20 protein-coding genes and 2 pseudogenes are annotated in these 21,482 nt (G+C 56.4%); 6 read left to right on the forward strand and 16 right to left on the reverse strand.

Translation table 11 applies throughout. From position 1 onward, the window contains the following. The first annotated feature begins 3 nt into the window (after positions 1-3). The 6 genes and pseudogenes from KHO49_RS00935 to KHO49_RS00960 all read left to right on the forward strand — a co-directional run. Positions 4-1,776, forward strand: a complete 1,773-nt coding sequence (locus tag KHO49_RS00935; RefSeq protein WP_123390160.1) for a hypothetical protein — start codon at positions 4-6, stop codon at positions 1,774-1,776. Further along, positions 1,776-2,381: a hypothetical protein gene (locus tag KHO49_RS00940; RefSeq protein WP_123390162.1), complete on the forward strand. Its 606-nt coding sequence runs from the start codon at positions 1,776-1,778 to the stop codon at positions 2,379-2,381. Before KHO49_RS00935 ends, KHO49_RS00940 begins: the two co-directional genes overlap by 1 nt. A gap of 20 nt (positions 2,382-2,401) precedes the next feature. Then, the gene (locus KHO49_RS00945; protein ID WP_213664484.1) at positions 2,402-3,604 is read left to right on the forward strand and encodes a hypothetical protein; all 1,203 of its coding nucleotides are present in this window, start codon (positions 2,402-2,404) and stop codon (positions 3,602-3,604) included. Positions 3,605-3,628: 24 nt separating this feature from the next. Beyond that, a complete protein-coding gene (gene cysC, locus KHO49_RS00950) occupies positions 3,629-4,228 on the forward strand; it encodes an adenylyl-sulfate kinase (protein ID WP_123390164.1) in 600 nt (199 codons plus the stop codon). A 4-nt stretch (positions 4,229-4,232) separates the two neighbouring features. Then, entirely contained in the window at positions 4,233-5,279 is a 1,047-nt protein-coding gene (locus tag KHO49_RS00955) for a WavE lipopolysaccharide synthesis family protein (RefSeq protein ID WP_123390165.1), read from the forward strand. 11 nt (positions 5,280-5,290) lie between these two features. Then, positions 5,291-5,925: pseudogene (locus KHO49_RS00960) on the forward strand (DDE-type integrase/transposase/recombinase); the annotation flags it as partial. On the opposite strand, the pseudogene KHO49_RS00965 reads toward KHO49_RS00960, so the two are convergent. The 16 genes and pseudogenes from KHO49_RS00965 to rsmG form a co-directional block, all read right to left on the reverse strand. Then, positions 5,909-7,259: pseudogene (locus KHO49_RS00965) on the reverse strand (IS30 family transposase). The pseudogenes KHO49_RS00960 and KHO49_RS00965 overlap by 17 nt on opposite strands. Positions 7,260-7,602: 343 nt before the next feature. After that, positions 7,603-9,435, reverse strand: coding sequence for a glutamine--fructose-6-phosphate transaminase (isomerizing) (gene glmS, locus KHO49_RS00970; protein ID WP_110594160.1), 1,833 nt, complete (start codon positions 9,433-9,435; stop codon positions 7,603-7,605). A 10-nt stretch (positions 9,436-9,445) separates the two neighbouring features. Beyond that, positions 9,446-10,213, reverse strand: a complete 768-nt coding sequence (locus KHO49_RS00975) for a DeoR/GlpR family DNA-binding transcription regulator (RefSeq protein ID WP_102862410.1) — start codon at positions 10,211-10,213, stop codon at positions 9,446-9,448. Between the two features lie 187 nt (positions 10,214-10,400). Next, on the reverse strand, positions 10,401-11,768 hold the full coding sequence (gene glmU, locus KHO49_RS00980; protein ID WP_102881386.1) for a bifunctional UDP-N-acetylglucosamine diphosphorylase/glucosamine-1-phosphate N-acetyltransferase GlmU: 1,368 nt from the start codon (positions 11,766-11,768) through the stop codon (positions 10,401-10,403). Between the two features lie 115 nt (positions 11,769-11,883). Beyond that, a complete protein-coding gene (locus KHO49_RS00985) occupies positions 11,884-12,309 on the reverse strand; it encodes a F0F1 ATP synthase subunit epsilon (RefSeq protein ID WP_011064380.1) in 426 nt (141 codons plus the stop codon). 45 nt (positions 12,310-12,354) lie between these two features. Next, a complete protein-coding gene (atpD, locus tag KHO49_RS00990) occupies positions 12,355-13,731 on the reverse strand; it encodes a F0F1 ATP synthase subunit beta (RefSeq protein WP_007924510.1) in 1,377 nt (458 codons plus the stop codon). Between the two features lie 27 nt (positions 13,732-13,758). After that, entirely contained in the window at positions 13,759-14,619 is an 861-nt protein-coding gene (gene atpG / locus KHO49_RS00995; RefSeq protein WP_011064382.1) for a F0F1 ATP synthase subunit gamma, read from the reverse strand. A gap of 50 nt (positions 14,620-14,669) precedes the next feature. After that, positions 14,670-16,214: a F0F1 ATP synthase subunit alpha gene (atpA, locus tag KHO49_RS01000; RefSeq protein WP_102862412.1), complete on the reverse strand. Its 1,545-nt coding sequence runs from the start codon at positions 16,212-16,214 to the stop codon at positions 14,670-14,672. A gap of 21 nt (positions 16,215-16,235) precedes the next feature. Then, positions 16,236-16,772 carry a F0F1 ATP synthase subunit delta gene (locus KHO49_RS01005; RefSeq protein WP_102862413.1) on the reverse strand — a complete coding sequence of 179 codons (537 nt, stop codon included), beginning with the start codon at positions 16,770-16,772 and terminating at the stop codon, positions 16,236-16,238. A gap of 12 nt (positions 16,773-16,784) precedes the next feature. Next, on the reverse strand, positions 16,785-17,255 hold the full coding sequence (locus KHO49_RS01010) for a F0F1 ATP synthase subunit B (RefSeq protein WP_011064385.1): 471 nt from the start codon (positions 17,253-17,255) through the stop codon (positions 16,785-16,787). A 57-nt stretch (positions 17,256-17,312) separates the two neighbouring features. Beyond that, positions 17,313-17,570, reverse strand: a complete 258-nt coding sequence (gene atpE, locus KHO49_RS01015; RefSeq protein WP_002555987.1) for a F0F1 ATP synthase subunit C — start codon at positions 17,568-17,570, stop codon at positions 17,313-17,315. Between the two features lie 133 nt (positions 17,571-17,703). After that, a complete protein-coding gene (atpB, locus tag KHO49_RS01020; RefSeq protein WP_102862414.1) occupies positions 17,704-18,576 on the reverse strand; it encodes a F0F1 ATP synthase subunit A in 873 nt (290 codons plus the stop codon). A gap of 16 nt (positions 18,577-18,592) precedes the next feature. Then, a complete protein-coding gene (locus KHO49_RS01025; RefSeq protein ID WP_016964883.1) occupies positions 18,593-19,000 on the reverse strand; it encodes a F0F1 ATP synthase subunit I in 408 nt (135 codons plus the stop codon). 148 nt (positions 19,001-19,148) lie between these two features. After that, the gene (locus KHO49_RS01030; RefSeq protein ID WP_011064387.1) at positions 19,149-20,021 is read right to left on the reverse strand and encodes a ParB/RepB/Spo0J family partition protein; all 873 of its coding nucleotides are present in this window, start codon (positions 20,019-20,021) and stop codon (positions 19,149-19,151) included. 9 nt (positions 20,022-20,030) lie between these two features. After that, on the reverse strand, positions 20,031-20,828 hold the full coding sequence (locus KHO49_RS01035) for a ParA family protein (RefSeq protein WP_011064388.1): 798 nt from the start codon (positions 20,826-20,828) through the stop codon (positions 20,031-20,033). Positions 20,829-20,846: 18 nt separating this feature from the next. Further along, the gene (rsmG, locus tag KHO49_RS01040) at positions 20,847-21,482 is read right to left on the reverse strand and encodes a 16S rRNA (guanine(527)-N(7))-methyltransferase RsmG (protein ID WP_213665242.1); all 636 of its coding nucleotides are present in this window, start codon (positions 21,480-21,482) and stop codon (positions 20,847-20,849) included.

Here is a 21,482-nt window from a genome sequence, read left to right on the forward strand (position 1 = left end):
ACGATGAAAGTGACCCTCCTCAAGCATCACAAATCCCTAGGCTATCTCTCAACCAGCGAACTCTCTGAGCGGCCGGTCGATCTTCAGCTGCCGCACCAGTGCTCGAACCTGATTACCTTCCGAGGCTGCAGCAAAGCCAAGCCCGGTGAAGTTATCAAGAACCTGCACGCCGCCGTGCGCCCGATCAGCATGTTCGGGGAAGGGTCATACTGTTTCTTCGGCATTCAGAGCGATTCACCTCTCGCGCCGCTGTTGCTCTGGGACGCCGCTCATTTCCTGCGTGTCGGCCAAAAGCTGACCGTGATTGAAGACGCACCAGTTGCATGCTATCTCGACCGTGAATACTTCCGCGCCGGCCTCAGGCCGGTGGAGCGCTCTGCTACAAAGGTCACCTACGAGAAGGTAGCCAAGCTCCCCGCTGAAGGTGATGACGATCTGGATAGCTGGACCTTCGGCATCCCGGTCGGCCCGGAAGATGCCACGGTGTTGAACGCCGTTGTCAAACGCATCCTAGAAATCGACATCCCGAACAAAGAGATAATCTTGTGCGGGACGCCGGGACAGAACTTCGCCTACCTCGACCAGGTGCGAATCGTCGGCGAAGACATCACCGCGCCGCCCGTGCAAATTTGCAAGAAGAAAAATCGCCTCGCGATTGAGGCCAAGTACAACAATCTGGTGATCCTGCATGACCGGGTTTTTCTGCCCAAGCACTTCGGTGAAATGGTCCGCCGCTTTGGCCCGCGCTATCCGCTGATGACGCTGCAGAGCATGTTCTTCGATAACCGTGTCTCCCTTTACCCACGCCGGTATTCTGACTACGCAATGACAATGAGCGAGGTTGCTCATGGACTGCAAGGCCTACATCGCACGTCAGGTGCAGCTGCGAGCATCGCGCCGTCGATCTTTACCGAAATTGAACGCACAGGCTTCTGCTTTGCCAGTCCGATGCGTTTCAACAAAGACGCCAGCTACCCCACAGGCTCGATGTACATCTGCCGCAAGGAGGTTTGGAACGCCTACCCACTTGATGAAGCTCTTTTCTGGGTAGAGTTCGAGGACATTGAGCAAGGCCTTCGCGCAGGAAAGGCAGGTGTACCGAACCGGGTCAATCCCTTCGGTATCACCCAGTCGATCACCTCCAGGGCGCTGCTGGGGACGCGCTCACCCGTGGAGCTGACTAACGGTAAGCTCGGCTATACCAGTCCGAATTTCTTTTCCCTGTTACCCAAAAAACCGCTCTTCAAGATTTCCACTTCGACAGCTCTCAACAAGTTGCGCGCATTCACCAACAAGTATGTGGCGAACCATGAAGGATTCAGTGTTCCGACTGGCGTGAAAGAAATGCCGGCGCGTGATTGGGTGGAACTGGTGAATCTGGTGATCCAGCAATCTAGCTTTGGCAACGATATTGATTCGGTTCGTGCATTCATAGCCGACTTTGAGAAATTGGTACTTCTGGACCAGCTCCCAAATACACGGCAGGACATTATTGTCCGTCAGTTCCTGAACGACCCCATCGCCGCCAAGCAAACACTCATCACAAGCAGCAGTGAGATCCGAAACATGCTGTACCAGCGGCCGCATCAAAGCTGGTTCTATCAGGATCTGGGAGAATACTTCCACCTTTATTGGCTCTCACTTCCAGGCATTGTCTTTTCAGCCGTGCTGGCCTACACCGCCAAAGAAAAGCTATTCCATTTCGAGAGCCTAGGAGCCGCTGTAAAGGCGATCTACAACTCGACGCCATTCAGCTCTTACACGGAGAAGAGGTAGTGAACATTTTCGTTGTCTCCAATGCTATCGAGGAAACAGCATATTTGCTCGTCAAGCAGTTAGCCAGGATAACCCTGCGGGAGAGCAAGACGACGCCGGTCATCGTTGTCGATGATCGAGACTCCCTCACGCAAGACGCTCTCGCTGATGATTTTATCTCCAGCAGCTCATTCATCCTCGACGATTTCCTCTACGATAAAAAAAGTGTGTTAGCCGTCGATGCAAATAAGCTTGCAACCAAACTCTCAGGGTTAAGCTCGGAATGGCTGGTTTTCGAGTTTGGACAGAACGAGCACGAAACCTGCTTCGACTTTGTGCGCAAGCTCGCTCGATACAACTTCATGACGCCAACGTTGCGAGAGAAAAATGTCGTCTTCGCGGTGCCTGGCTTGAGCCTGACGGAACTTGCAAGAGCGCTCAATGAATCATTCAACAACCTGCCTATTAGTCATCTTTCCGTTGCTCAGTCTGGCCAAGTTAGGATGCTGCTGTTCTCCACTAAGATCGAGCGAGCTTTCATCAGCCTCCCGCTTATTTCGGTTCCTTTGATGCGCCTGCGTCGGCTGGTGATGTTTATCTACAGAAGGTTTTTGAAGGCAGCTTGATATCTTTAAGGTTTGCAAAAATGCAAAACACAACATGGTTAAACATCTCAGGCTGCCCACGTAGTGGTACAACTGCGCTGGGAGCTGAGCTTAACAAGAGCGCTGCCATTTCCCTTCTTCATGAACATTTGCCGCGTGATTTTTTTGGGTCACTGGATTCGCTTTTCAACAATGAAAAGATACACGCTTCACTAGGAGCAGAGGAGGAATTATTCCAGTCAATATTCTGCGCAAATCGTGATTATCTGCCGATTACTAGATCGATATTTAGTACATTGTTTAAAAAGACAAGCCAGGTTATCGGCACAAAATGCCCGAACCTCCATAAATACGATACCGGACAGTATCCTTCGGGGCTGCAAAAGAAACAGATCCACATAACAAGGCACCCTGTTGCTGTTGTCAATTCTTATGTCTCGAAAAAAGATGAAGTATGCGTAGACGACCCAGAGCGTAGCTTTTGTGATTGGCTCACATCGCTAAACTATGCCATCGAAAACTACCAATCGCCGGATTTTCTGTGTTTGCTATACGAATCTTTTGACGGAAAATCAAATTACGAGCAAGCAAAAAAAATTGCATCTTTCTTAAGCATTGAGCCAGATTTTGACTTAGGCGGGCTAATCGCGTCAGAAAAGACACCTGCTCCAAAATTTATGACGCATCCCTCTGGGGCTCGCGTTGTAGTAGCGATGAATAATTTATTTGATTTGGAAAACTGGACTAAGTGCTACACGGACATCATGTCGAAAGGTCGAATGGTTGGCTACCCAATAGCAACAGCGGCCTCGATATCTCTTGAGTCTCAGAGTGATGGTTGGAAGTATGTCCAGCGCGGGTTTTACCCTGCTGAGGAGCAAGGCTCCTGGACCAGTGGAGCTGAATCGGTTCTTTGCTTCACCCCTGAAGAAGCATTTTCAGGTTCCTTGAATGTGACGATCAACGCTTCTTGGTTAATTGAGTTTAATGACGAGCCGACGAGCTTTCATGTGTACCTCGACGATACCCTTGTGGGCAGCTCTTCGCTGTTAGTTGGAAAATCAAACGGCAACGCTAATATTTTTGTGTTCAGCGTCCATGACTTTGAGCAAGTAAGTCCTTCGGTTACGCTCCGTATCGTTATCGACAATCCGCGCAATCCATCTCAATTCGGGATTTCTTCCGATAGTCGAAATCTTGGTTTGATGGTTCGAGGCATTTCCGTCTCGCAGTCATCAAAGTAATTTCTCTGCCTGCGGAATCAATCTATGAAACCTAACCCCTTATCCAACGTGACATGGCACGATAGCTCTGTAACCTTAGAAATGCGAGCAGAAAACATGAGGCAAAAGGGGGCCTGTGTCTGGTTTACTGGGCTGTCAGGGTCCGGTAAATCGACACTGGCCAACGCCCTTGATGTAGCGCTTTCAAGCAGCGGTAAGAAAACCTTTCTCTTAGATGGTGATAATCTTCGGCATGGGCTTTGTAGCGATCTAGGCATGACGGAATCAGACCGCTGCGAGAACATCAGACGAGCAGGTGAGGTCGCTAAATTGATGTCCGATGCAGGCCTTATCGTTATCTGCGCATTTATTTCCCCATACGAGAAGGATAGGAAGCTAGTTCGCGGCTTGTTTGATTGCTCGCAGTTCATTGAGGTTTATTTGTCCACAGATATTCAGGTCTGTGAGCAACGAGACCCGAAAGGGTTGTATAGCAAAGCTCGAAAAGGCTTAATTAGAAACTTTACAGGAATTGATTCTGCCTATGAACCTCCACATTTTTCTGAGTTTAAATTCGATACAAATTGTCAAAGTGTCGAAATGATTGTGAAAAAGCTAATCAACTACATGAAAAAACGGCCATAACCGCATGAAGTCGAGATATGAAAAGGTAGCGCCTGATCGAATATCGGTCGTTATCCAAGGCCCACTTTATCGGTCACTTTCCCCAGCCAGGGGTATTGACGCTTGTATCTCGGCTGTCCGCACTCACTTGCCCGGTGCAGAAATTGTTGTATCCAGCTGGGCCGACGAGGATTTTACGGGGATTGATGCTGATGTTGTTGTAACGTCAGCCGACCCCGGCGTTCTCCTGGATTTCAACGGCAATCGCCATAACACAAACCGCCAACTCGTCTCGACGCTAACTGGCATTCGCGCAGCCTCACGGTCGCATATCCTCAAGCTGCGTTCCGATCACATCTTGACGGGCTCAAACATTGCTGTAATTGGAGCATACGACCTAAGCATTCCACTGACCGAGCGCCTGCTTAGCCAGCCGGTTACTGTTACCACGCTTTTCATCCGAAACCCGGCGAAGATTCCGCTCCTATTTCACGTTTCCGACCTTGTTCAGTTCGGCACCCGCGAAGACATGCTTGGGTTCTGGGATCAGGAGGTCAGGCTCCAGGAAGAAGTTTTCGTTCCTTCTCCCTACAAAAATCCCATCGGGAATTTCGTAGGGTACAGCGCGATGCGAATGACACCTGAGCAGTGCTTGATGCTCGGGTTTATGCGCAAGAAGGGTTATGACATCTCTCTACAGAAACCGGGGGATATATCCCCTGAGCTAGTGGAACTGTCTGAACGCCTGCTGTTCGAAAACTTCACCGTGCTCGACTGGGAAACCAGTCAGGTTGATTTCCCGGAGCGATTCCGCAGGACCGGCTATTCGCTGAAGACGATCTACAAGGCATCGGACTTGGCCGCTGTCGGAAGTTTAAGCCCCGCAGCGAGACAGGCCAGATACAGAAAAGTCTGGCTCAACAAGTACGTCTTCAACTTTGGCCGTGTGGCCTGGTGGATTGCGCTGGCCTCGATCTTGTTGACTGCTATCTCGCCCGACATCGCCAAATCAGCAAGAGCCACCATGCGCAAACTGAGGGGGCTTGACCACCCCAACAATGACAGGGTGTGAGAGGTAGTCATAAAGAAGGCTACCGCGCTCTTGATGTCGGAAGAGCACGAGCGCACACGCTGATTGATCAACTGAGCGCCCAAGAGCCGGTCGATTGGCTTTGTGGAGTCTTTGATGTCACTCGCTCGTGCTACTACGCCCACCGCCTTAGACGCCAAACTCCGGACATCGGGAGGCTTCGGTTACGCAGTCGGGTCAACGAACTATTCACGCAAAGTCGAAGTGCTGCCGGTAGCCGTAGCATTGTCTCGATGATACAGGAAGACAGCGAGCAGATCGGTCGATTCAAGGTGCGTGGCCTGATGCGGGAGCTGGCGTTAGTCAGCAAAAAACCTGGCTCACATTCCTACAAACAAGCGACGGTCGAGCGGCCGGATATTCCGAACATATTGAATCGGGAGTTTGGTGTGCCAGCGCCCAATCAGGTCTGATGTGGAGATATCACCTACATCTGGGCGCTAGGGAAATGGCATTACCTAGCTGCCGTCCTAGATCTCTACCCGCGCCGAATTGTGAGCTGGTAGCTGTCGAGCTGGTATGGCCGTCAAGGCGTTGGAGATGTCCTACGAACAGCGCGAGAAATCTTAGGGGGCTGCTGTTCCACTCGGATCAGGGGTCGCAAGGCGGATTCAACCGGTCGTCGCAACACTGGATTGTTGAATTGATTTTAGATACTTGTTTAGTGCTTCGGCAGGCGTTTTCCAGCCTAGTGTTTTTCGAGGCCTTGTGTTCAACGGCTTGGATCTCTTGGGCATTCCAGCGAGACAGGTCAGTACCTTTCGGGAAGTATTGGCGCAGAAGACCATTCGTATTCTCGTTCGTGCCGCGCTGCCAAGGACTATGCGGGTCAGCAAAGAAGACCTTCACTCCGGATTCGGTGGTAGATCGAGCGTGATCCGATAGTTCCTTTCCACGATACCAAGTCAAAGATCGCCACAACTCGATGGGTAGGTCAGTCACCGTTTTCTTCAGTGCGTTGGCCATAGTGATAGCGCCGGGCCATTCTTCGTTCGAGGAGTTAACCCATATCCTTCCTCGCGAGGCAGGTGAACGAGCATGCTGAATCGAGTTGAGCGCTCGACCAGCGTTCCAATCGCAGTTCGATTCAGACCAATGATCAGGTCTCCCTCCCAATGCCCTGGTACAGCCCAGTCCTCCACCTCAGCAGGGCTGACTGTAAATCATGACATTCTCGCTGACGTGCGCCCACGTTTTGGCCTGCGCCCCAGCTCTCGGCACACGCAACGCTCGTCCTGTGCGCAGACAGCTCACTAGCTCGCGCTTAAGAGCTCCTCGCCACTGAATATAGAGAGCCTGATATATTGCCTCGTGAGAGATGCGCATGGATTCATCGTCCGGAAAATCGATCTTTAGCCGGTTGGTAATCTGTTCGAGCGACCAGCCATTGACCCATTTACGATCACTGCGATGTGGTTTATTTCGGCCTTTGAAGGGAGCTTGTCGAGGCCCAATAATCTCGCGACCATTAGCGCCGTGAACTTTACCCTCCAGACGGTCTTGCGCGTAGTGACACAGGCGTAGGTTAGCCAAAAGTTTCGCTGGCTTCGGTCTTTTGGCAACCAGTTCTGCCTTCCATTGTGCGACTGAAGCTCGATACTCAAGCCGACCGCAACGAGTTGCAGCATTACGTGTCAGCTCCCGTGAAACTGTCGACGGACTTCGTCCGAGGAGACGCGCAATCTCACGTACGCCAACACCTTTCGCCCGAAGCAGCCCAATCTCTTCTCGCTCTGCGAACGATAAGTACCTTCCAGATATTTGGTTAGACATGAACAATGGCATCCCGCCCCGATGACAGAACCAGCGTGTGCCTACCGCTGATGATACGCCAGTAGCCTCCGCTGCTTTTTCGCTTGTGATCCCGGTTGCCATTTGTCTCCAAAACAGCCGTTCGATTTCATTACGAAGTGACGGTGCACCTGGCGAACGCATCGCTCCACGTCCCGTTAACTTTTGCATCCAGCCTGCAGGCCGTCCCATAAAAGTGTTGCGACGACTGGTTGAATCCGCCCATCAGCCATTATCTGATGCGTCGCTACAACTGGATTCGGCCACATCAATTCAACACTGGGCTGGCGCCAGCTCAGGCCGAGAAAAAACTTAACGTCGTGTCCGGGATTAGTTGACCAATACAATTCATCAGGTTGGACTCCCAACAACATGTATGACCAATCCCTAGGGAAAAGGAAGGGTGAGAATCAGGCGAGAGGCTAGGAGCATCGCAGGAGGAATGAGGCGGCCCCTTCGGCTCCTGCGACAGTTTTAGTTCTCTAAAACCAAAGACAACTACACTGTAGATAACTCACTCCACGGTCACCGACTTGGCCAGGTTGCGCGGCTGGTCGACGTCGGTGCCCTTGAGCACGGCGACGTAGTAGGACAGCAGTTGCAGCGGGATGGTGTAGAGGATCGGCGAGAGGATGTCGTGGATGTGCGGCATCTGGATCACGTGGGTGCCTTCGCCATTGGTCATGCCGGCTTGTTCGTCGGCAAACACGATCAGCTCGCCGCCACGGGCACGCACTTCCTGCAGGTTGGATTTGAGTTTTTCCAACAGCTCGTTGTTCGGCGCCACAGTGACCACAGGCATATCGTTATCCACAAGGGCCAGGGGACCGTGCTTGAGCTCACCGGCCGGGTAGGCTTCGGCGTGGATGTAGGAAATCTCCTTGAGCTTGAGCGAACCTTCCATCGCTACTGGGTACTGGGCGCCACGGCCGAGGAACAGGGTGTGGTGCTTGTCGGCGAACAGCTCGGCGGTCTTCTCCACTACGCCGTCCATGGCCAGGGCTTCGCCCAGGCGGATCGGCAGGCGGCGCAGTTCTTCTACCAGCTCGGCTTCGACGCCGGCGGCCAGGGTGCCACGTACCTGGCCCAGGGACAGGGTCAGCAGCAGCAGGCCCACCAGTTGGGTGGTGAAGGCCTTGGTCGAGGCCACGCCGATTTCGCGACCGGCCTGGGTCAGCAGGGTCAGGTCGGATTCACGCACCAGGGAGCTGATGCCGACGTTGCAGATGGCCAGGCTGGCCAGGAAGCCCAGCTCTTTGGCGTTGCGCAAAGCCGCCAGGGTATCGGCGGTTTCGCCGGACTGGGAGATGGTCACGAACAGGGTGTCGGGCTGCACCACCACCTTGCGGTAGCGGAACTCGCTGGCCACTTCCACCTGGCAGGGGATGCCGGCCAGTTCTTCCAGCCAGTAACGGGCCACCATGCCGGCGTGATAGCTGGTGCCGCAGGCAACGATCTGCACATTGCGCACCTTGGCGAACAGCTCGGCGGCTTGTGGACCGAAGGCCTGCACCAGCACCTGATTGGCGCTCAGGCGACCTTCCAGGGTGCGCTGCACCACGGATGGCTGCTCGTGGATTTCCTTGAGCATGAAGTGACGAAACTCGCCCTTCTCCGCCGCTTCGGCGCCGTCGCGGTACTGCACTGCTTCGCGCTCAACCGCTTTGCCGTCGATGTCCCAGATCTGCACGCTGTCGCGGCGAATCTCGGCGATGTCGCCTTCTTCCAGGTACATGAAACGGTCGGTGACCTGGCGCAGGGCCAGTTGGTCGGAGGCGAGGAAGTTTTCCCCCAGGCCCAGACCGATCACCAGCGGGCTGCCGCTGCGGGCTGCCACCAGGCGGTCCGGCTGGCTGGCGCTGATCACCGCCAGGCCGTAGGCGCCGTGCAGTTCCTTGACGGTGGCCTTGAGGGCCACGGTGAGGTCACCCAGGTCCTTGAGCTTGTGGTTCAGCAGGTGGGCGATGACTTCGGTGTCGGTGTCCGAGGTGAACGCGTAGCCCAGGGCGCTGAGCTGCGCGCGCAGGGCTTCGTGGTTCTCGATGATGCCGTTGTGCACGATCGCCAGGTCACCGGAGAAATGCGGGTGGGCGTTACGCTCGCACGGCGCGCCGTGGGTGGCCCAGCGGGTGTGGGCGATGCCCAGACGGCCGACCAGCGGCTCGCTGGCCAGGGCCTGTTCCAGTTCACTGACCTTGCCCGGGCGACGCATGCGCTCAAGCTTGCCGGCGTTGGTGTAGACCGCCACACCGGCGCTGTCATAGCCGCGGTATTCGAGACGCTTGAGGCCTTCCAGCAAAATGGCGGTGATATTGCGTTCAGCAACGGCGCCAACAATTCCACACATGGTTTTTCTCCTAGCTGACAGCCGCGCAAATCAGAGTTATGCCGCGGGCCTGGATTTGGTCGCGGACCTCAAAGGGCAGGCGATCATCGGTAATAAGGGTATGGACGCTGCTCCATGGCAGCTCCAGGTTGGGAATCTTGCGGCCGATCTTGTCGGATTCGACCATCACCACCACTTCACGAGCCACTTCGGCCATGACCCGACTCAACCCCAGCAATTCGTTGAAAGTGGTGGTGCCGCGGGCCAGATCGATGCCGTCGGCACCGATAAACAGCTGGTCGAAGTCGTATGAGCGTAGAACCTGTTCAGCCACCTGGCCCTGAAAGGACTCGGAATGGGGGTCCCAGGTGCCGCCAGTCATCAACAGCACGGGTTCGTGCTCCAGCTCGCTCAGGGCGTTGGCCACATTCAGCGAGTTGGTCATCACCACCAGGCCGGGTTGCTGGCCCAGTTCGGGAATCATGGCGGCGGTGGTGCTGCCACTGTCGATGATGATTCGTGCGTGTTCCCGGATGCGCTGTACCGCGGCCCGGGCAATCGCCTGCTTGTAGAGGGACACCGGCTGGCCAAGGTCGCTGACCAGTTCCTGAGGCATGGTGATGGCGCCGCCGTAACGACGCAGCAGCAAGCCATTGCTTTCCAGAGCGGCCAGATCCTTTCGAATCGTAACTTCAGAGGTTTCGAAACGCTTGGCCAAAGCATCAACGCTCACTTCGCCCTGTTCATTGAGCAAGGCAAGGATATTGTGGCGGCGTTGGGGGGTATTGCGCTTCGACATGGCGGCTTAAGTTTCGATTCGAAAGATAACAGGCGCAATAAAAACCTATGATCGAAACTTCGTCAAGCGGGGGAGGTGAAAAAATCGCTGTTGTTGGGTTGGAAGTTATCCACATTCAGCCAGCCCCTACCGCTGAGCATAGGGGCCTGCTGACCGGCGAACAGGTTCGCCACGGTTGTGGATAACCTCAGTCTTTCTTGATCTTCTCCGGCCGCTTCCAGCCGTCGATGTTCTTCTGCCGGGCCCGACCCACTGCCAGTTGGGCTGGCGCCACGTTCTGGGTGATGGTGGAGCCGGCGGCCGTGGTAGCACCGGACAAGATATCCACAGGTGCCACCAGGGAGTTGTTGGACCCGATGAACACGTCTTCGCCCATGACAGTCTTGTGCTTGTTCACCCCGTCATAGTTGCAGGTGATGGTGCCAGCGCCGATGTTGGTGCGGGCACCGATCACCGCGTCACCCAGGTAAGTCAGGTGACCGGCCTTGGCGCCCTGGCCCAGGTGGGCATTCTTCAGTTCGACGAAGTTACCCACATGGGCACGGGCCTCCAGCACGGTGCCGGGACGCAGGCGGGCGAACGGGCCGGCATCGCTGCCCTCGCCCATGACCGCGCCGTCGAGGTGGCTGTTGGCCTTGATCACCACGCCCTTGCGCAGGGTGCTGTCCTTGATCACACAGTTGGGACCGATCACCACGTCGTCCTCGATCACCACTCGGCCTTCGAGAATCACGTTGATGTCGATCAGCACGTCGCGGCCGACCGTGACTTCGCCGCGCACGTCGAAACGCGCGGGGTCACGGAGGGTCACGCCCTGGGCCATCAGCCGGCGCGCGGCGCGCAGTTGGTAGTGGCGCTCCAGCTCGGCCAGTTGCTTGCGGTCGTTGGCGCCCTGCACTTCCATGGCGTCGTGGGGCTGCTCGGTGGCGACAATCAGGCCGTCGCTGACTGCCATGGCAATCACGTCGGTGAGGTAGTACTCGCCCTGGGCGTTGTTGTTGGACAGGCGGCCGGTCCAGTCGCCGAGGCGCTTCCCGGGCACCGCGAGAATCCCGGTGTTGCCTTCGGTGATCGCGCGCTGGGCTTCATTGGCATCCTTCTGCTCGACGATGGCGGTGACCTTGCCACTGGCGTCACGGACGATGCGCCCGTAGCCGGTCGGGTCATCCAGCTCGACGGTGAGCAGGCCCAGTTGTTCCGGACCCGCTTGCTTGAGCAGGCGCTGCAGGGTCTCGACTTCGATCAATGGCACATCACCATAGAGGATCAGCACCGTGTCGGCGGTAATGAAAGGTACAGCCTGGGCCACCGCGTGGCCGGTGCCCAGTTGCTTGTCCTGCAACACGAAATTCAGGTCATCGGCCGCCAGGCGCTCACGCACCGCGTCCGCGCCGTGGCCGATCACCACGTGGATGCGCTGTGGGTCGAGTTGCCGGGCGCTGTGGATAACATGCCCGAGCATGGAGTTGCCGGCGACCGGGTGAAGCACCTTCGGCAGCGCCGAGCGCATACGAGTGCCTTGACCCGCGGCGAGGATAACGATTTCGAGAGACATGACTGGCTACCAATCCTGGGGGGCCGGCGACTGCGACCAAGGGGGGTGAATGGCGGAAAATAAAAAGGGTAGCCGAGGCTACCCTTTTTAATCAATCACACAGAAAGCCTGCGACTTAGCCGCCGAACTTCTTGCGGATCTGCTGGACGGTACGCAGCTGAGCTGCGGCCTCGGCCAGACGTGCAGCAGCAGAACCGTAGTCGAAATCTGCGCCTTTTTCATTCAGGGCCTTCTCAGCAGCCTTGACGGCTTCCTGAGCGGAGGCTTCGTCCAGGTCGGCAGCGCGTTGCACGGTATCGGCAAGAACCTTGACCATGTTCGGCTGAACCTCGAGGAAACCACCGGAGATGTAGAACACCTCGGCTTCCCCGCCCTGCTTGATCAAGCGGATCGGACCTGGCTTCAGGTTGGTGATCAGCGGTGCGTGACCCAGAGCGATACCAAGATCACCCAGTTCACCGTGCGCAACCACCATCTCCACCAGACCGGAGAAGATTTCCCCTTCCGCGCTGACGATATCGCAATGGACTGTCATAGCCATCTGCTTGCCTCAACCTAAATTAGCGCCCGTTGCCGGGCGCCGGGATTACAGTTTCTTGGCTTTCTCGATCGCTTCTTCGATGCCGCCGACCATGTAGAACGCTTGTTCTGGCAGGTGGTCGTAGTCACCGTTGAGGATGCCTTTGAAGCCAGCGATGGTGTCTTTCAGGGAAACGTATTTGCCTGGAGAACCAGTGAAGACTTCAGCCACGAAGAACGGCTGCGACAAGAAGCGCTGGATCTTACGAGCGCGGGATACCAACTGCTTGTCGGCTTCCGACAGTTCGTCCATACCCAGGATCGCGATGATGTCCTTCAGCTCTTTGTAACGCTGCAGTACGTACTGAACGCCGCGAGCGGTCTCGTAGTGTTCGTTGCCGATCACGTTCGGGTCCAGCTGACGGGAAGTCGAGTCCAGTGGGTCTACCGCTGGGTAGATACCCAGGGAAGCGATGTCACGGGACAGAACGACGGTGGCGTCCAAGTGGGCGAAGGTGGTCGCTGGCGACGGGTCGGTCAAGTCGTCCGCAGGTACGTATACCGCTTGGATCGAGGTGATCGAGCCTTGCTTGGTCGAAGTGATACGTTCTTGCAGAACGCCCATCTCTTCAGCCAGGGTCGGCTGGTAGCCTACTGCGGAAGGCATACGGCCCAGCAGTGCGGATACTTCGGTACCGGCCAGGGTGTAACGATAGATGTTGTCGACGAACAGCAGAACGTCGTTACCTTCGTCACGGAACTTCTCGGCCATGGTCAGGCCGGTCAGCGCTACGCGCAGACGGTTTCCTGGTGGCTCGTTCATCTGGCCGTAGACCAGAGCAACCTTGTCCAGAACGTTGGAATCCTTCATCTCGTGGTAGAAGTCGTTACCCTCACGAGTACGCTCACCCACACCGGCGAACACGGAATAACCGCTGTGCTCGATGGCGATGTTACGGATCAGTTCCATCATGTTTACGGTCTTGCCTACACCGGCACCACCGAACAGACCGACTTTACCGCCCTTGGCGAACGGGCAAACCAGGTCAATTACCTTGATCCCGGTTTCCAGCAGGTCGTTGCCGCCTGCCTGTTCTGCGAAGGAAGGAGCTGGACGGTGGATGCCCCAACGCTCTTCTTCACCGATAGGACCGGCTTCGTCGATTGGGTTGCCCAGTACGTCCATGATCCGGCCCAGGGTCGCTTTACCGACCGGTACGGAGATGGCTGCGCCAGTGTTGTTGACGTCCAGACCGCGCTTCAAGCCTTCGGTGGAGCCCATCGCAATGGTACGCACCACGCCGTCGCCCAGCTGCTGCTGAACTTCCAGAGTGGTTTCGGCGCCTTGAACCTTCAAGGCGTCGTAGATGCTCGGTACGCTGTCGCGTGGAAATTCCACGTCGATAACGGCGCCGATGATTTGAACGATACGTCCGCTACTCATAGCTGGATCCTCTGAATATTTGAACCGTTAAACCGCGGCAGCGCCGCCGACGATTTCCGAGATCTCTTGGGTGATCGCAGCCTGACGCGCCTTGTTGTAGATCAGCTGCAAATCGCTGATCAAATCACCGGCGTTGTCGGTAGCGTTCTTCATTGCGATCATCCGCGCCGCTTGTTCAGCTGCGTTGTTCTCGACCACCGCCTGGTAGACCTGCGACTCCACGTAACGGACCATCAAGCCGTCCAGCAGCTCCTTGGCATCCGGTTCGTAGAGATAGTCCCAGTGGTGCTTGAGTTCTTGATCCGGGGTTGCCTCCAGTGGAATCAACTGCTCCACGGTCGGCTGCTGGGTCATGGTGTTGATGAACTTGTTGGATACCACGGACAGGCGGTCAATCCGGCCTTCCAGGTACGCATCCAGCATCACCTTGACGCTGCCGATCAGATCATTGATCGACGGCTCTTCACCCAGATGGCTGATAGCTGCAACGACGTTACCGCCGAAGTTGCGGAAGAAGGCCGCACCCTTGCTACCGACCACACACAGATCGATCTCGACGCCTTGTTCGCGGTTTACCGCCATGTCCTTGACCAGGGCCTTGAACAGGTTGGTGTTCAAGCCACCACACAGACCACGGTCACTGCTCACCACAACGTAACCGACGCGCTTGATAGCACGGTCGATCATGAATGGGTGACGATATTCCGGGTTGGCGTTGGCCAGATGACCAATAACCTGGCGGATGCGCTCCGCATAAGGACGGCTAGCAGCCATGCGCATTTGTGCCTTGCGCATTTTGCTGACCGCCACTTTTTCCATGGCGCTGGTAATTTTTTGCGTGCTTTTGATGCTCGCAATCTTACTGCGAATCTCTTTTGCGCCTGCCATGTAACACCTATCAGGTTAGCAAGCGGGAGCCTTGCGGCTCCCGCTGCGGCTTACCAGGTTTGGGTGGCTTTGAACTTCTCGATACCGGCTTTCAGGCCAGCGTCGATTTCGTCATTGAAGTCACCCTTCACGTTGATCTTCGCCATCAGGTCGGCGTGATCGCGGTTGAAGTAAGCAATCATGGCCTGTTCGAAGCTACCAACTTTGGCAATCTCGACGTCCGTCAGGAAGCCACGTTCAGCGGCGTACAGGGACAAGGACATGTCGGCGATGGACATCGGCGCATATTGCTTCTGCTTCATCAGCTCGGTAACGCGCTGACCATGCTCAAGTTGCTTACGGGTCGCTTCGTCCAGGTCAGAAGCGAACTGGGCGAATGCCGCCAGTTCACGGTACTGAGCCAGAGCGGTACGGATACCACCGGACAGCTTCTTGATGATCTTGGTCTGAGCGGCACCACCCACACGGGATACCGAAACACCGGCGTTCACAGCCGGACGGATGCCGGAGTTGAACATGGCCGATTCCAGGAAGATCTGACCGTCGGTGATGGAAATCACGTTGGTCGGAACGAACGCGGAAACGTCGCCAGCCTGGGTTTCGATGATCGGCAGAGCGGTCAGGGAACCGGTCTTGCCAGTCACTGCGCCGTTGGTGAACTTCTCTACGTACTCTTCGGAAACGCGGGAAGCGCGCTCCAGCAGACGGGAGTGGAGATAGAACACGTCACCTGGGTAGGCTTCACGGCCTGGTGGACGGCGCAGCAGCAGGGAAATCTGGCGGTAAGCCACTGCTTGCTTGGACAGATCGTCATAAACGATCAGCGCGTCTTCACCGCGGTCGCGGAAGTATTCGCCCATGGTGCAACCGGAGTACGGAGCCAGGAATTGCAGTGCTGCAGATTCCGAAGCGCTCGCTGCAACGATGATGGTGTTAGCCAGGGCACCGTTTTCTTCCAGCTTGCGAACCACGTTGGCGATGGTCGATTGCTTCTGACCGATCGCTACGTAGACGCAGAAAATGCCGCTGTCTTTCTGGTTGATGATCGCGTCGATCGCCAGAGCGGTTTTACCGATCTGACGGTCACCGATGATCAGCTCACGCTGGCCACGGCCGACAGGGATCATGGCATCGACAGCCTTGTAGCCAGTCTGTACAGGCTGGTCTACCGACTTACGCCAGATCACGCCTGGAGCAACTTTCTCGACCGCATCGGTCTCGGTGTTGTTCAGCGGACCTTTGCCGTCAACTGGGTTACCCAGTGCGTCGACTACGCGACCCAGCAGTTCCTTACCAACCGGAACTTCGAGGATGCGGCCGGTGCACTTGGCGCTCATGCCTTCAGCCAGACTGGTGTACGCGCCCAATACAACGGCACCTACGGAGTCTTGCTCCAGGTTGAGGGCCATACCGTAGACGCCGCCCGGAAACTCGATCATCTCGCCGTACATGACGTCGGCCAGACCGTGAATCCGCACGATGCCGTCAGATACGCTGACGACAGTGCCTTCGTTACGGGCTTGGGAGGTCACATCGAGCTTGTCGATGCGGCCCTTGATAATTTCACTTATTTCGGAAGGATTGAGTTGCTGCATTGCTCTGCTGCCCCTTCAAACTCAAGATTTCAATGCTTCGGCAAGGTTCGCGAGTTTGCCGCGAATCGAGCCATCGATAACCAGGTCGCCGGCGCGGATTACGACGCCACCAATAAGGCTGGCATCCTCCGCAGCGTGCAGTCGCACTTCCCGGCCGAGCCGTGCACTGAGAACCTTGGCGAGTTTGTCTTGCTGTTCTTGGTTCAATGCGAACGCACTGGTTACATCCACATCCACCGATTTCTCTTGCTCGGCCTTGTACAGGTCGAACAGAGCGGCGATCTCCGGCAACAGCAGGAGACGGTCGTTCTCGGCGGCAACGTGAATGAAATTCTGTGCCTGTGCATCAAACTTGTCGCCACACACTTCGATAAAAGTGTTGGCCTTTTCTGCGCTCGTCAGTCGCGGGGCCTTAAGCACGCGCTGCATGGTGTCATCTTGTGACACCGCTGCAGCCAGGCCGAGCATGGCTGACCAAGAGGCCAGCTGCTGGTGGGCCTGAGCGTGCTCGAAGGCCGCCTTAGCGTAAGGTCGGGCCAACGTGGTCAGTTCTGCCATGATCGCCCTCGCTTAAATTTCAGCAGCCAGTTTGTTAACCAGCTCTGCGTGCGCGTTTTGATCGATTGTGGCACCCAGGATCTTCTCTGCGCCATTGACTGCCAGGCTACCCAGTTGGGCACGCAGCGCGTCTTTGACACCGTTCAGTTCCTGTTCGATCTCGGCCTGAGCCTGAGCCTTCACACGTTCAGCTTCGACACGAGCCTGTTCACGGGCTTCGTCGACGATCTGAGAACCGCGCTTCTTGGCTTGCTCAATGATTTCAGCTGCCTGAGCTTTAGCTTCGCGCAGTTGCTGACCCGCTTTATCTTGGGCCAGTTCCAGGTCACGAGCTGCTCGGCTGGCAGCGTCCAGTCCATCCGCGATCTTCTTTTGACGTTCGTGCAAAGCAGCAATGACCGGAGGCCAAATGAACTTCATGCAGAACAATACAAAAATTAAGAACGCAACGGACTGGCCAATCAGGGTTGCATTAATGTTCACGCCAACACCTCGCTCGTTCGTTGTCCGTCACACCAATCAACTCGAATACTCGAGTGATTAGCCAGCGAGTTGACCAACGAAGGGGTTTGCGAAGGTGAAGAACAGAGCGATACCAACACCGATCATGGTTACGGCGTCGAGCAGACCGGCAACGATGAACATTTTAACTTGCAGCATTGGAACCATTTCTGGTTGACGCGCAGCGCCTTCCAGGAACTTGCCGCCCAGCAGGCCGAAACCAATTGCGGTACCCAGTGCGCCCAGGCCGATCAACAGTGCAACAGCGATAGCGGTTAGACCAACTACAGTTTCCATCTTTCCTCCCGACTTTTACGTCGTATGGTTTAGGTTTTTTAGATTAAAGCGGTAAAACAAATCGTTTCATCGAGCCCGAGACGGGCCCCCTCTCGCCGCAACGAGAGGGACATCAGACTAGTCGAGACTGGTCTTAATGGTTCTCTTCGTGCGCCATCGACAGGTAGACGATGGTCAGCATCATGAAGATAAAGGCCTGCAGGGTAATGATCAGGATGTGGAACACAGCCCACGCCCATTGCAGAACCACACCCATGCCGCTGAGCCACAGCAGACCGCTGCCGAACATCACAGCGATCAGGATGAACACCAGTTCGCCGGCATACATGTTGCCGAACAGACGCAGTGCCAGAGAGATCGGCTTGGCAATCAGGGTCACGAATTCCAGCAGGAAGTTCACCGGAATCAGCAGCGCTTGAACGAAGATGTTCTTGCTGCCGAACGGATGCAGGGTCAACTCGCCGATGAAGCCGCCGATGCCCTTGATCTTGATGCTGTAGAAAATGATCAGCGCGAATACCGACAGGGCCATGCCCAGGGTGGCGTTCGGGTCAGTGGTGGATACGGCACGGAATGGAATGTGCGGATCGCCCGAGATCAACATGGCCAGTTGTGGAATCCAGTCCACCGGTACCAGGTCGATGGCGTTCATCAGGAACACCCAGACGAAAATGGTCAGCGCCAGCGGTGCGATCACCGGGCTGCGGCCGTGGAAGCTGTCCTTCACGCTGCCATCGACGAAGCCAACCATGACTTCAACGAAGTTCTGCAAAGCGCCCGGCACGCCGGAAGTCGCCTTCTTGGCCGCCATGCGGAACAGAAGAATGAAGATCACACCCAGTGCGACAGACCAGCCGAGGGTATCGACGTGGAATGCCCAGAAGCCCATTTCCTTGGCTTCTGCTGCGGAGTGGGCAAAGCCCCAGCTCCCATTGGGTAGCTGACCGAAGGTCAGGTTCTGCAAGTGGTGCTGGATATAGCCCGAAGCGGTTGTTTCTGCTGACATGGTTGCCTCAAACGCCCTAAGGTCTCGAAAGTCTTGTTCTCATTAGCAGGGGAGCGAACCAGCTGACCAGTTGGGTCAGCACGAAGACGCCGAATACAGCCAGCGGCGCCAGTGGCTTCACACCTGCGAACGTCAGTGCAAACAGCACCGCCGTCAAAATCAGTTTGCCCGCCTCACCGGCATAAAAAGACCGGACTATGGCTTGGGCCGCTCGAGCGCCGGAAAACCGAAATGCCCTGTGAGCGAAATACACATTGGGTAGCAAGGCTATCAGTCCTCCGCAAAGGCCTGAGTACCCGGCAACGACTCCACGCCATTGCCAAAGCGCCAGAGCGGCTATCAGCAGAATGACCAACTGAGCCAATAAAACCGGAAAAACCGCCAAGCGATGAAACGGCAAGCGGTTTGGCGTGCGGGTTTCCATCGCTCTTGCTCCTCAAGGGTCGGCCGCCAGAATTCAATAACTTGGCATAATTTGTGCCGACAAAATGCGCGCAGAGTATAGGGGCGGTTCAGCCCCTATTCAACTGCCGGGTAGTGATTTCCGACTGCGCGCTACATGAGGAAATGTTTCAGCGAATGTGAGCGAGGACGCCTTGCAGCTCATCCAGGGAGTTATAGCCGATCACCAGCTGTCCCTTGCCCTTCTTCCCATGACGAATCTGCACCGCAGAGCCTAGGCGCTCGGCCAGGCGCTGCTCGAGACGGGCGATATCCGGGTCTGGCTTGACCGGTTCAGCAGGCTCCTGTTTGCCGCTCAGCCACTGGCGAACCAGCGCCTCGGTCTGACGTACAGTGAGACCTCGTGCGACAACGTGTCGCGCCCCTTCAACCTGTTGATTTTCCGGCAATCCGAGCAAGGCACGGGCATGACCCATTTCCAGGTCGCCGTGGGACAGCATGGTCTTGATTACCTCAGGCAAGGCAATCAGGCGCAGCAGGTTGGCCACACTGACGCGGGACTTGCCCACCGCTTCGGCGACCTGTTGCTGAGTCAGCTGAAATTCCTGCTGCAGGCGCTGCAGGGCCACCGCTTCCTCGATGGGATTGAGGTCTTCGCGCTGGATATTCTCGATCAGCGCCATGGCGATAGCGGTTTCATCCGGTACATCGCGGACCATCGCCGGGATGGTTTCCTGGCCGGCCTGCTGGCTGGCGCGCCAGCGGCGTTCACCGGCGATGATCTCGAAACGACCACCACCAATGGGACGGACCACGATCGGCTGCATCACACCCTGGCTCTTGATCGAGTTGGCCAGTTCTTCCAGTGCCTGCGGGTCCATGTCCCGGCGTGGCTGGTACTTGCCACGCTGGATCAGGTCCAGAGGCAGGTGTTGCAACTCACGCTGGTCGGCCTGCACCGCTTGTTCTTCCAGTGCGCTGACAGTCGGACCACTCAACAGTGCATCCAGTCCACGTCCGAGACCTCGTTTCTTGACGGCCATGGGGATTCCTTAAGTTGGCTGGGCGGCTGCGACGCGCGATTGTTTACGTTGCCGGCGAACCATCTCGCCCGCCAGGGCCAGGTAGGCCAGCGCGCCACGGGATTGTTTGTCGTACGCCAATGCCGGCATGCCGTAGCTCGGCGCCTCGGCCAAACGGATATTGCGCGGAATCACGGTGTCGTACAGCTGATCGCCGAAGTGTTCCTTGAGCTGCGCGGAAACATCGTTCATCAGGCTCAGGCGCGGGTCGAACATGGTACGCAGCAAGCCTTCGATCTTCAGCTCGGGGTTGAGCAGTTCAGCGATACGCTTGATGTTATCCACAAGGTCGCTCAAGCCTTCCAGCGCGTAGTACTCGCACTGCATGGGGATAATCACCCCATCGGCGGCCACCAGGGCGTTGAGGGTGAGCATCGACAGCGACGGCGGGCAGTCGATCAGGATGTAGTCGTAGTTTTCACGAATCGGCGCCAGGGCGCTGCGCAGACGGCTTTCCTTCATCTGCATTTCCAGCAGCACCACTTCCGCGGCCGTCAGGTCGCGGTTGGCCGGCAGCAATTGATAACCACCGTGTTCGGAGAAGTGCATGGCCTGGGCCAGGTCGCATTCACCAATCAGCAGGTCATAGACCGAGTTTTCCAAACCGTGTTTATCCACACCGCTACCCATGGTGGCGTTGCCCTGTGGATCGAGATCGATCAACAGCACCCGGCGCTTGGTCGCTACCAGGGATGCTGCGAGGTTGATGCAGGTGGTGGTCTTGCCCACACCACCTTTCTGGTTCGCTATCGCGAATACCTTAGCCATTCTTGCTTGTGTTCCCAATCATGCCGTGCGGCGCAGTATCAGCAGATGGCGTTGGCCTTGGCAACCGGGTACGGCCAAGGCGTGTTCGCTATCGAGGTGGAAGTCTGCCGGCAATGCTAACAGCTCATCCGAGGGATGGACGCCCTTCATTGCCAGCCAGCGTGTATCGCGGTCGCCCAGTTGGCGGGTCCAGTTGGTGAAGTTCTCCATGCTGCTGAACGCCCGGGAAATGATCCCGTTGAAAGGCTGTTCAGGCGTGAAGGCTTCGACCCGGCTGTGGATAACTTGCAGGTTATCCAGCTTGAGTTCGAGTTTGACCTGTGTCAGGAAGCGGGTTTTCTTGCCGTTGCTGTCCAGGCAGGTGACTTGCGACTCGGGAAACAGGATTGCCAGAGGGATACCGGGCATCCCGCCGCCGCTGCCAACATCCAGCCAGCGGCCGTTTTCGATGAACGACATTACGCTCAAGCTATCGAGCAGATGGCGGGAGACCATTTCATCCGGGTCGCGCACCGCCGTCAGGTTGTAAGCCTTGTTCCACTTGATCAACAGGGCCAGGTAACCCAGCAGCAATTCGTGCTGGGCTGCGCTCAGATTGACACCGAGCTGGCGAGCGCCTGTGGATAACTCATCCGCGTGTTGTGGGGTGACCAT

It is taken from the genome of Pseudomonas sp. RC4D1 (assembly GCF_018390395.1).
Classification (GTDB): domain Bacteria; phylum Pseudomonadota; class Gammaproteobacteria; order Pseudomonadales; family Pseudomonadaceae; genus Aquipseudomonas; species Aquipseudomonas danubii.

Excerpts from the sequence above, each read along its gene's own strand:
- glmS (WP_110594160.1), bottom strand. The coding sequence starts at position 9,435 with ATGTGTGGAATTGTTGGCGCCGTTGCTGAACGCAATATCACCGCCATT.
- atpE (WP_002555987.1), bottom strand. The coding sequence starts at position 17,570 with ATGGAAACTGTAGTTGGTCTAACCGCTATCGCTGTTGCACTGTTGATC.
- KHO49_RS00935 (WP_123390160.1), top strand. The coding sequence starts at position 4 with ATGAAAGTGACCCTCCTCAAGCATCACAAATCCCTAGGCTATCTCTCA.
- atpB (WP_102862414.1), bottom strand. The coding sequence starts at position 18,576 with ATGTCAGCAGAAACAACCGCTTCGGGCTATATCCAGCACCACTTGCAG.
- KHO49_RS00945 (WP_213664484.1), top strand. The coding sequence starts at position 2,402 with ATGCAAAACACAACATGGTTAAACATCTCAGGCTGCCCACGTAGTGGT.
- KHO49_RS00975 (WP_102862410.1), bottom strand. The coding sequence starts at position 10,213 with ATGTCGAAGCGCAATACCCCCCAACGCCGCCACAATATCCTTGCCTTG.
- KHO49_RS01030 (WP_011064387.1), bottom strand. The coding sequence starts at position 20,021 with ATGGCCGTCAAGAAACGAGGTCTCGGACGTGGACTGGATGCACTGTTG.
- KHO49_RS00955 (WP_123390165.1), top strand. The coding sequence starts at position 4,233 with ATGAAGTCGAGATATGAAAAGGTAGCGCCTGATCGAATATCGGTCGTT.
- glmU (WP_102881386.1), bottom strand. The coding sequence starts at position 11,768 with ATGTCTCTCGAAATCGTTATCCTCGCCGCGGGTCAAGGCACTCGTATG.
- atpG (WP_011064382.1), bottom strand. The coding sequence starts at position 14,619 with ATGGCAGGCGCAAAAGAGATTCGCAGTAAGATTGCGAGCATCAAAAGC.
- KHO49_RS01025 (WP_016964883.1), bottom strand. The coding sequence starts at position 19,000 with ATGGAAACCCGCACGCCAAACCGCTTGCCGTTTCATCGCTTGGCGGTT.
- atpD (WP_007924510.1), bottom strand. The coding sequence starts at position 13,731 with ATGAGTAGCGGACGTATCGTTCAAATCATCGGCGCCGTTATCGACGTG.
- KHO49_RS01005 (WP_102862413.1), bottom strand. The coding sequence starts at position 16,772 with ATGGCAGAACTGACCACGTTGGCCCGACCTTACGCTAAGGCGGCCTTC.
- atpA (WP_102862412.1), bottom strand. The coding sequence starts at position 16,214 with ATGCAGCAACTCAATCCTTCCGAAATAAGTGAAATTATCAAGGGCCGC.
- KHO49_RS00985 (WP_011064380.1), bottom strand. The coding sequence starts at position 12,309 with ATGGCTATGACAGTCCATTGCGATATCGTCAGCGCGGAAGGGGAAATC.
- KHO49_RS01035 (WP_011064388.1), bottom strand. The coding sequence starts at position 20,828 with ATGGCTAAGGTATTCGCGATAGCGAACCAGAAAGGTGGTGTGGGCAAG.
- cysC (WP_123390164.1), top strand. The coding sequence starts at position 3,629 with ATGAAACCTAACCCCTTATCCAACGTGACATGGCACGATAGCTCTGTA.
- rsmG (WP_213665242.1), bottom strand. The coding sequence starts at position 21,482 with ATGGTCACCCCACAACACGCGGATGAGTTATCCACAGGCGCTCGCCAG.